Below are 8,941 nucleotides of genomic sequence, written 5' to 3'. Positions count from 1 at the left end.
GAAGGCCAGGAACGCCGGCACCACCATGATCACGGGCGCGAGCAGGTAGAGCACCTTGTCCACGGTCCGCGGGAAGATGTCCTCCTTCAGCCCCATCTTGATCGCGTCGGCGACCGACTGCAGCAGGCCGAACTTGCCGGCCCGGTTGGGGCCGTAGCGGTGCTGCATCCGCGAGATCAGCTTGCGCTCGAACCAGACCCCGAAGACCACCCCGAGCGACAGGAAGAGGAACAGCAGCACGGCCTTGATGACGGTGATCCACAGCGGGTCCGCGCCGAAGTCGGCGAGGGTGGGATCGGCCGCGAGCACGCCTGTCATCGAGCACTGCCTTCCTGAGAGCGGAAGATCACGCTATTCGGCGAGCCGATCGACGTCTTGAACGAATGCGCACAGCCGCTTCGGGGTCATCCCCGTCATCGCCCCGATCTCGCGGCTGAGATGCGGCTGGTCGGCGTAACCGCAGGCCACCGCCGCGCCGAGGGTGGCCACGGGACGTCTGAGCGTGTCCACGGCCCGCTGGAAGCGGGCGATCCTGGCGACCGTCTTGGGTGTCAGGCCCACCACCCGGCCGAACCCCAGCTCCAGGTAGCGGCGGCTCACCCCCAGCTCGTCGGCCAGGGACGCGATCGTCAGCCGCCCGTCCGGCGGCTGCTGCAGCCGCCGCCAGGCGTGCAGGATCAGGCCGTCGGAGGTGCAGGACGCGGGCCGCAGCCGGGCCGTCAGCCACTGCTCCAGCAGGCCGAGCCGGGCCGCCCGGCCCGGCGCCGCGGCCAGCCGCCCGGCCAGCTCCGCGGCCCCGTCGCCCACGAGGCACTCCAGCGGCACGGTCGCGCCGGCCACCTCGCGCATGGGCGTGCCCGTCAGCGCCGCCATCCCGGCGGGGGTGAGCCCGGCCGCCACCCCGTTCAGCCAGGGCGTGCGGGACGGCGGCGTCGCCTCGGCGCGCGGGCCGGTGACGATCGCGGTCATCGCGGTGAGATCGACGATCAGCGTGGCCGCGTTGAGCGGCAGCATCCGGCTGGGCGGCGCGGCTCCGGCCCGCGCCCGGAAACCGGCCCAGCCCAGCACGTACGGCCGCAGCCGCGGCGGCGACGGGCGCACCACGACCTCGTACGGCCCCGGCCCCGGCCCCGAGGGCAGCGAATGGATCGCCATCACGCGAGCACGCCGGCGACCGGCCGGTCCCGCTCGGCGTACGGGGCGCGGAACCACACGGGGGCAGTCATGGGCCAAGTCTGCCTGGCCCCGCGGGTACCGGGCAGGTTCGGGCACCGGCTGGCTCGGGCATACCCGGGCAGGCTCGTCACACCGCTTGCTCACCAGGGGGAGAAGATGCGATTCCACACGCTCGGGCGGCAGGGCCCGGTGGTCTCCGCGATGGGGTTCGGCGCGATGACGCTCGCGCCCAGGATCTACGCCGACGTCAGCGAGCCCGAGGCGATCGAGGCGCTGCTCGCGGCGCTGGACGCGGGCGTCACGTTCATCGACACCGCCGACGTCTACGGCGCCGGGCACAGCGAGAACCTGATCGGGCGGGTGCTGCGCGGGCGGCGGGAGGAGGTGGTGCTGGCCACCAAGTTCGGCGGCGACTCCGACGAGCAGGGCAGGCTGCTGCCCGGGCTCGGGCGGCGCGCGTACGTGCGCTCCGCGCTGGAGGCCAGCCTCGACCGGCTGCGCACCGACCACGTCGACCTGTACTACCTGCACCGGCTCGACCCCACCACGCCGATCGAGGAGACCATGGCCGCCCTGGCCGAGCTGGTCGAGGAGGGCAAGGTGCGCCACGTCGGCCTGTCGGAGGTGTCGCCCGAGACACTCAGGCGGGCCTGTTCGGTGCACCCGGTCGCGGCCCTGCAGACGGAGTACTCGCTGCTCAACCGGGCCCCGGAGAAGGACGTACGGCCCGCGTGCGACGAGCTGGGGGTCGGGTTCGTCGCCTACAGCCCGCTGGGGCGCGGCCTGCTCGGCGGGGCCGTCCGCGCCCGCTCCGAGCTGGACGAGAGCGACTGGCGGCGCGGCAACCCGCGCTTCCAGGACGGCAACCTCGACCGCAACCTCGCGCTGGCCGACTCGGTGGCGGCGCTGGCGGCCGAGAGCGGGCTGTCGGTCGCGCAGCTCGCCCTGGCCTGGCTCATCCACCGGGGCGCGGTGCCGATCCCGGGCACGCGCCGGGCCGCCAACGTGCGCGCCAACGCGGCGGCGGCCGACGTGCCGCTCGACGAGGCCACCGTGCGCCGGCTGGAGGCGCTCGTCCCGCCGGGCGCCGCGGCGGGGGAGCAGGGGAACGCGGCGTACCTGGGCAACATCGACCGGTCCACCCCCTGACCGGGCCCGGTCATGAGCCCCGTGGCGGCGCCCGGCCGGGCGGCCGGGCGCCGCGCCGGTCATCTGTCGAAGGTCGAGAACCGGGACAACAGCCGGTCGCGCTCGTTGACCCAGTTCATCGCGCTCTCGCCCAGCGCGGCGAGCGTCTCGGCGACCAGGGCCTGGGCGAGCACGAGGCTTGAGGTGATCGAGTTGTAGATCCACGGGCTCGACACGGAGAACGTCAGGGTGAGGTTCTGCGCCGCGACGGCCACCGGGGACTCGGCGCGGTCGGTCAGCGCGACCACGTCCATGCCCAGCTCGGCCGCGTAGCGCGCGGTCTTCACGGTGATCGGGGTGTAGGGGTAGTAGGAGATCACGATGAGCAGGTCGCTCGGGTCGAAGTCGCTGAGGCGGTCGACCAGCGTGCCGTGGGCGTCGTCGAGCAGGATCACGTCCGGGCGGACGAACTCGAGCTGGTAGGCCAGGTAGACGCTGACGCAGCTCGCCCCCCGCATCCCCATGACGTAGACCCGCCGGGCCGCCTCCACCTGTCTGGCGGCGGTGCGGATGGCCGCGCGGTTGCCCGGCGTGTTCGTCCGGCCGATGTTGGCCATGTCGTGGTCGGCGATGCTCTGCAGCAGCGTCCGGCCCGCCGCCCGGTCCTGCGGCTCGGCCTGGGCGATGCCGAAGTAGTCGCGGGTGCCCGTCACCCATTCCTGGAAGTCGCCCTTGAACACCTCGTAGGACCGGTAGCCGAGGGTGTACAGGAGCTTGGCCACGATTCCGGTGCTCACCCGGGCCGCCAGCGCGGTCTTGCGCAGCGAGCCGAAGGCGACCTGTTCGGGATGGGCGAGAAAGTATTCGGCCGCCTGTCGTTTCTTGCCCGTCAGCGCCGGTAACGCGTCCTCCAGGGCGCGTACCGCCGGCGGGAGAGGCAGGCGCTCGGAGCGGACGCTCCCGTCGTGTGGTTCAGCGGATCTCATGTGGCCCACGACCTCCTCGGTCTGTTCGAACCCGGGGCCCCGGCGGCACGGGCGCGACGCGGGCCCGGCGTCCGGGCCGGACCCGCGATCGCGGCCCCCGCGATGCCGTGCTCATGGGTCGGGCCCGGCAGCGGGGAACCGCCTCTGGGACGAACATTGTTCGCGAACATTGTTCGACGCGAACGTTGTTCGTGTCAATTGATAGGGTGGCGCCGTGCCTGAATCGGTAACCCGGTGACCCGGCGGCGACGACCGGCGAAAGCGCCGCTGTCCAGGGCGGCGATCATCGAGGCGACGCTCACGCTCATCTCCGCGCAAGGCACGAGGGCGGTCACCCTGCGCGCGGTCGCCGCCGCGCTCGAGACCGGCCCCGCGTCGCTGTACGCCTACTTCGCCAACCGCGACGACCTGCTCTACGCCGCACTCGACGCGGTCTACGAACGCTGCCCGCTGCCGCCCGCCGGCCTCGGCGGCGACTGGCGCGTGGCACTGGCCGCCTCCCTCAGCGGCACCATCGACGCGCTGGCCTCCTACCCGGGCCTCGGGTCGGTGGCGCTCGGCACCGTCCAGCTCGGCCCGGGGGCGATGCGGATCAGCGAGCACCTGCTCATGCTGATGCAGCTCGGCGGCGTGCCCGACGAGACGGCCGTGCTGGCGCTCGACCTGTTCGCCCTGTTCGTCGCCGCCTCCGCCGTGGAGCACTCGGCCCCCATGCGGGCGGTGGGGGCCGGCGCGCGCCGGCGGCAGGACCTCGCCCAGCAGGTCAGCCAGGCATACGCCGAGGCCGCGCCCGAGCGCTACCCCCGCCTGCACGCGCTCAGCGGCAAACTGCCCGACGCCGACGAACCGGCCCGCAGCCGGTTCGCCATCAACACGCTGATCAACGGCATCACGCTGGCGTGAGAGCCCCTCAGCCGCGGGGCACCTGATAGAGGGCCCCATCCCCCCAGGTGGCGGTGTGCAGGACGTCGTCGGGATCGACGGCGAGCGCCACCGGGGAGCCGAGCCCGGACATCACCGCCACGGCCCGGCCGTCCGCCTCGATCCGCTTGACCTGGCCACCCGCCAGGTCCACGGCGAACAGGCGGTCGTCGCGGTCCACGGTCAGGCCCACGCCCAGGCCCTCGAAATCAGCGGAGAACGGCTCGGCCCCGCCGTCACGGGTGAGGCGGGAGACCACGCCGCCGACGTAGTTGGACACGTAGATCGTTCCCGTGGAGTCCTCGACGACTCCGACGGGGGTACGCAGCCCGCCCGCCACGCGGCTGACCACGCCTTCCGGCGTGACGCGCACGATCTCGTCGCTGGCCCTGTTGCAGACCAGCAGGCCGCCCCGGGAGTCGAAGCTGATCCCCGCCGGGGTGTGGAAGCCGGTGGCGAAGGTCTGCCGCGCTCCGGAGGGGGTGACCCGGTAGATGACGTCGTCGGAGTAGCCGGCGACGTACAGATCGCCCTTTCCGTCGATGGCCAGACCCGCGGGCGAGGGGACCTCGGCGAAGGTGGAGCGCCGGCCGTCGGACGTGATGCGCTCGACCGTGCCCGCGGACCAGTTGGACACGTACAGGGTGCCGTCGGGGGCGTAGGCGATGCCGGTCGGGGCGGAGAAGCCGGTGTGCAGCGCGGCGCCGGGGGTGGCCGGGGACCCCGGGGCGGAGGAGGGCCCGACGGTGGCCGGGCCGGTCGCCGAGGTACCGGCTCCGGCCTGCGGCGTTCCGCCGTCGGCCGCGCATGCCGACAGGGCGGTGACCAGCAGGGCGCTCGCGAGCAGCAGGCGCGGCCGATTCGGGCCGGGGGCGGAGGGGAGGCGCATGATCAACCCTTTCCGGAACGTTGCGCGCCGACGGGCGGCGTCACATCCTCGCGGAGGGTGGAAGCCGGCGGTGATGCCAAGGTCATGGCGGTAACGCTAGGGATTGGAGCGCGCTCTAACGCAAGCCCGGGATCACCGCGCCGTTCCTCCTGCGGGGGAGGTCTGCTCCGAGCCCGCGAAAGCCACGACGAGCTCCAGCCCGCCGCCCGGGTTGGGGCTCGCCCGTACGTCGGCTCCGTGAGCCTTCGCGATCGCCGCGACGATCGACAGGCCGAGCCCGGCGCCCTGCCCGGGGGTCGTGTGCAGCCGCCGGAAGGGCTCGAAGAGGTCGCCGAGACGTTCCCGGGGCACGTGCGGGCCGGTGTTGCGGACCGTCAGCGTGCCGCGGGAGAGCGTCACCTCGACGGTCCCGCCGGGACGGTTGTAGCGGACCGCGTTGTCGAGGAGGTTGGTGACGAGCCGGCTCAGCAGGACGGGGTCCCCGTCGACGACGAACGGCTCCGCCCGCTCCGTCACGGTGACGTGCTCCGCGGCTCGTTCCGCCAGGGCACGCCGGACCACCTGGTCCACGGCCACCGGGCTCCTGCCGGTCAGGCCGTGTTCCGCCTGGGCCAGGACCAGCAGGGCGTCGATGAGGCGCTCCGCGCGGTGGTTGTGGCGCAGCAGCGTGCCGCGGATCTCGTGGGCGTCCTCGGGCAGCCCGATCTCGATCGCCGCCCGCTGGACGGCCAGCGGGGTGCGTAACTCGTGGGAGGCGTTGGCGATGAACCGCCGTTGCCCCTCGACGGAGCGTTCGAGCCGGTCGAGCATGGCGTCGAAGGTGTCGGCCAGTTCCTTCAGCTCGTCGGTCGGCCCGGCGAGCGCGATCCGCTCGTGCAGTGTCGACAGGGACAGCCGCTGCGCGGTGGCGGTGATGCGGTGGATGGGCCGCAGGATCCGCCCGGCGACCAGCCATCCGACGGCCAGCGAGACCAGCGTCAGGATCCCCACCGTGAAGGTGGTCATCTCCCACTGGTAGACGATCACGCCCTGCACCAGTTCGGGCAGCGGCCCCGGCCGAGCGGTCCCCGGCGCCGCCGGGGCCGCCGGCGCTCCCGCGCCCCCGGGCAGCCGGGCGAGCCGCGCGTCCAGTGCCTGGCTCAGCAGGATGTTGACCGTGACCAGCAGCACGACCGAGGTGAGCAGGAACAGCCCGGAGTAGATCAGCGTGAGCCGGACCCGGATCGTCGTCACAGCAGGTATCCCGCGCCGGGGACGGTCTGAATGCACGGCGGGTTCCCCAGCTTGGCCCGCAGGCGGCTGACCAGGACCCGCACCACCGTGGTGAACGGATCGGCGTTCTCGTCCCACGCCTCTTCGAGCAGCCGTTCGGCGCTCACGACCGCGCCGTCCGCCCTCATCAGCACCTCCAGGACGGCGAACTCCTTGAGCGAAAGGTGCAGGTGCCGCCCGTCGCGCGAGGCTTGCAGCCGGTGCCGGTCGAGCACGATCCCGTGCCGCGTCAGCACCGGTGGCACCCGCGACTGGCTGCGCCGGCCCAGCGCCTGCACGCGTGCGACCAGTTCGGTGTAGTCGAACGGTTTGGGCAGGTAGTCGTCGGCTCCCATCCCGAGACCCGCGACCCGCTCCGGCACCGACGCCGCCGCCGTCAGCATCAGGATCCGGGTACGGCTGCCCCGCGCCACCAGCTCGCCGCACACGAGGTCGCCGTGCATCTCGGGCAGGTCCCGATCCAGCACGAGAACGTCGTAGTCGTGCACCGCCAGCCGCTCCACCGCGGCCGCGCCGTCGTACACCACGTCGACGGCCATGGCATGGCGGCGTAACCCCACCGCCACGAGATCGGCCAGGTCGCGTTCGTCCTCCGCCACCAGAATCCGCATGCCGACGTTCATACCCGAACCGGGGTTGCACCGGTGTTAACGGATCCGTTCACGACCGTGCAACCCGCTTCGGGCCACGCTGGCGGCCATGATCAGAGCACTCTGCGCCGCCGTCCTGGTGACGGCCTGCTCCGCGGTCGCACCCGCGCTCGCATCGTCCGCACCGGCCGGCACCTCAGGTGGGGACTGCGCCGCCATGACGGCTCCACCGCCGCAATCGGCACCGCCGACCTCGGCGAACACGCTCCGGCAGGCGTACTTCTGCGTCCTGGACAACTACTACAGCGGCCCGGTCATGGATCCGAAGACGCTGCTGCAGAGCGCCTTCGCCGCCTACACCCAGGACCTGATGCGGCGCGGCGCCGACCGGGCCGACCTCAGGCTGCCTGCCCTGAGCGGGAACCGCGACACCGACTGGGCGGCCGTCGCGAGGGTCCTCGGCGGGGGCGACTCCGCCGCGCTGCGCGCCGCGATCACCGGCATGGTCGCCGGGCTGCACGACAACCACGCCCGCTGGGTTCAGCCGGACCCGTCGCAGGGCGAGCCGACCGGCACGGGCATCGCGGGCGTGTCGGCCGAGTACGGCCCGCAGCTCGACCCCGCGGCCCGGCCGCCGCTGTTCATCACCCGGGTCCTGCCCGGCAGCCCCGCCGCCCAGGCCGGCATCAGGCCAGGGGACATCGTGGTCAAGGCCAACGGCGTGCCGGCGTTCATCGGCGACACCGTGAACCAGAGCCTCGTCCAGGCCATCACCGCCCCCGGCACCCTACGGCTCACGCTCAAGCGCCCCACCACAGGACGGACCCGCACCGTCGAGCTCACAGAGGGCCCCGTCACGCGGCAGCCTCCGGCGGTGACGTCGAAGAAACTCGCCGACGGCGTCACCTACGTCCGACTGCCCGGATTCTCCGAAGGCGCCGCCGATCAGGTCATCGCCAAGCTGCGGGACGAACCGGAGGCGGTGGTCCTCGACCTGCGCGGCAACGGCGGCGGGTCGCCTCGCGAGGTGACGCGGCTGCTCGGCGCGTTCGCGCACGGCAAGGTCACCAGCTACTTCTGCCCGCTCAAGGGCGACTGCGTGCCCAACCGGACCGACGACAGCGTCCCGCTGCTCGGCTCGCGGCTGATCGTCCTCACCGACCGCGGATGCGCCTCGGCCTGCGAGGACTTCAGCGCCGCGGTCAAGGACAACGACCTGGGCACCCTCGTCGGGACCCGCACCGCCGGGGCCGTCTCCGGCCCCGGCGAGGCGTACCTCCTCGACGACGGCAGCGTCCTGCTCCTGCCCAGGGTCCGGCACCTCGGGCCCGCCCGCGAGATCATCGACACGATCGGCGTGCCGGTCGACCACCACGCCCCCATGACCGCCCTCGACCTGGCCACCGGGCACGACCCAGGCGTGGCCAAGGCGCTCGAACTGCTCTGACACCCTCGCCACAGCGCGCTCGCCGCAGCGGCCGGCCCGGTCCCGCCCGGCTCAGGCGCGGGCGCGCTGCCGGGAGTGGCGGCCCGCCGGGATCCCGGCCTCGCGGACGAACAACAGCGCCACGGCCCCCGCGACGGGACCGGCGGCCAGGGCGACGAACGCGGCCGTGAAGGAGCCGGTGACCTGGTAGATCGCCCCCACCACCACCGGCACGGTGACGCTGCCGAGCTGCGCCAGCGCGTTCATCCCGCCGGCCGCCGAGCCCGCCAGCGCCATCCCCGACAGCCCCGGCACCATGGCGATCAGCAGCGGCGAGTACAGGTAGGCCCCCAGCCCGGCGAACCCCGCCACCATCAGGAACGCCGTCTCCGAGTCCATGCCGCCGAACACCAGCAGGCTGCCCGCGAACGCCAGCAGCACCACGATCGCCGGCCGTTTGCGCCCCCGTCCGGCCAGGTCCGTGGCCAGCCCGATGACCGGCTTGCCGGCCGCGCCCGCCGCCGCGAACACCACCACCACCGTCCCCGCCGCC

General features: G+C 73.3%; 10 protein-coding genes. 3 read left to right on the top strand and 7 right to left on the bottom strand.

What is annotated here, in order from left to right:
* Both FAF44_RS51710 and FAF44_RS51705 read right to left on the bottom strand, forming a co-directional pair.
* The coding region (locus tag FAF44_RS51710) for an NADH-quinone oxidoreductase subunit H (protein ID WP_237110863.1) at positions 1-318 on the bottom strand (318 nt) is incomplete at its 3' end.
* A gap of 33 nt (positions 319-351) precedes the next feature.
* The gene (locus FAF44_RS51705; protein ID WP_237110862.1) at positions 352-1,155 is read right to left on the bottom strand and encodes a helix-turn-helix transcriptional regulator; all 804 of its coding nucleotides are present in this window, start codon (positions 1,153-1,155) and stop codon (positions 352-354) included.
* Between the two features lie 177 nt (positions 1,156-1,332).
* Here FAF44_RS51705 and FAF44_RS51700 point away from each other — a divergent pair, with 177 nt between their 5' ends.
* The gene (locus FAF44_RS51700; protein ID WP_237110861.1) at positions 1,333-2,325 is read left to right on the top strand and encodes an aldo/keto reductase; all 993 of its coding nucleotides are present in this window, start codon (positions 1,333-1,335) and stop codon (positions 2,323-2,325) included.
* A 59-nt stretch (positions 2,326-2,384) separates the two neighbouring features.
* On the opposite strand, the gene FAF44_RS51695 is transcribed toward FAF44_RS51700, so the two are convergent.
* Positions 2,385-3,290 carry a MurR/RpiR family transcriptional regulator gene (locus FAF44_RS51695; protein ID WP_237110860.1) on the bottom strand — a complete coding sequence of 302 codons (906 nt, stop codon included), beginning with the start codon at positions 3,288-3,290 and terminating at the stop codon, positions 2,385-2,387.
* 234 nt (positions 3,291-3,524) lie between these two features.
* Between FAF44_RS51695 and FAF44_RS51690 the strand changes: the two genes are divergently transcribed.
* Positions 3,525-4,193 carry a TetR/AcrR family transcriptional regulator gene (locus FAF44_RS51690; RefSeq protein ID WP_237110859.1) on the top strand — a complete coding sequence of 223 codons (669 nt, stop codon included), beginning with the start codon at positions 3,525-3,527 and terminating at the stop codon, positions 4,191-4,193.
* A gap of 7 nt (positions 4,194-4,200) precedes the next feature.
* On the opposite strand, the gene FAF44_RS51685 is transcribed toward FAF44_RS51690, so the two are convergent.
* From FAF44_RS51685 to FAF44_RS51675, 3 genes are all read right to left on the bottom strand, one after another.
* Positions 4,201-5,100 carry an NHL repeat-containing protein gene (locus FAF44_RS51685; protein ID WP_237110858.1) on the bottom strand — a complete coding sequence of 300 codons (900 nt, stop codon included), beginning with the start codon at positions 5,098-5,100 and terminating at the stop codon, positions 4,201-4,203.
* 132 nt (positions 5,101-5,232) lie between these two features.
* A complete protein-coding gene (locus tag FAF44_RS51680) occupies positions 5,233-6,333 on the bottom strand; it encodes an ATP-binding protein (RefSeq protein ID WP_237110857.1) in 1,101 nt (366 codons plus the stop codon).
* Positions 6,330-6,983: a response regulator transcription factor gene (locus FAF44_RS51675; protein WP_237110856.1), complete on the bottom strand. Its 654-nt coding sequence runs from the start codon at positions 6,981-6,983 to the stop codon at positions 6,330-6,332. The genes FAF44_RS51680 and FAF44_RS51675 overlap by 4 nt, the downstream gene beginning before the upstream one ends.
* An 88-nt stretch (positions 6,984-7,071) precedes the next feature.
* Here FAF44_RS51675 and FAF44_RS51670 point away from each other — a divergent pair, with 88 nt between their 5' ends.
* On the top strand, positions 7,072-8,409 hold the full coding sequence (locus FAF44_RS51670; protein WP_237110855.1) for a S41 family peptidase: 1,338 nt from the start codon (positions 7,072-7,074) through the stop codon (positions 8,407-8,409).
* 51 nt (positions 8,410-8,460) lie between these two features.
* Here FAF44_RS51670 and FAF44_RS51665 read toward each other — a convergent pair.
* The coding region (locus FAF44_RS51665) for an MFS transporter (protein ID WP_237110854.1) at positions 8,461-8,941 on the bottom strand (481 nt) is incomplete at its 5' end.

Origin of the sequence: Nonomuraea sp. MG754425 (genome assembly GCF_021699195.1) — a bacterium.
In the GTDB taxonomy this organism is placed as follows: Bacteria; Actinomycetota; Actinomycetes; order Streptosporangiales; family Streptosporangiaceae; genus Nonomuraea.
Note: the sequence above shows the minus strand (reverse complement) of the source record. Positions and strands in the feature narration are given on the sequence as shown.

Excerpts from the sequence above, each read along its gene's own strand:
- FAF44_RS51670 (WP_237110855.1), top strand. The coding sequence starts at position 7,072 with ATGATCAGAGCACTCTGCGCCGCCGTCCTGGTGACGGCCTGCTCCGCG.
- FAF44_RS51695 (WP_237110860.1), bottom strand. The coding sequence starts at position 3,290 with ATGAGATCCGCTGAACCACACGACGGGAGCGTCCGCTCCGAGCGCCTG.
- FAF44_RS51700 (WP_237110861.1), top strand. The coding sequence starts at position 1,333 with ATGCGATTCCACACGCTCGGGCGGCAGGGCCCGGTGGTCTCCGCGATG.
- FAF44_RS51675 (WP_237110856.1), bottom strand. The coding sequence starts at position 6,983 with ATGCGGATTCTGGTGGCGGAGGACGAACGCGACCTGGCCGATCTCGTG.
- FAF44_RS51685 (WP_237110858.1), bottom strand. The coding sequence starts at position 5,100 with ATGCGCCTCCCCTCCGCCCCCGGCCCGAATCGGCCGCGCCTGCTGCTC.
- FAF44_RS51705 (WP_237110862.1), bottom strand. The coding sequence starts at position 1,155 with ATGGCGATCCATTCGCTGCCCTCGGGGCCGGGGCCGGGGCCGTACGAG.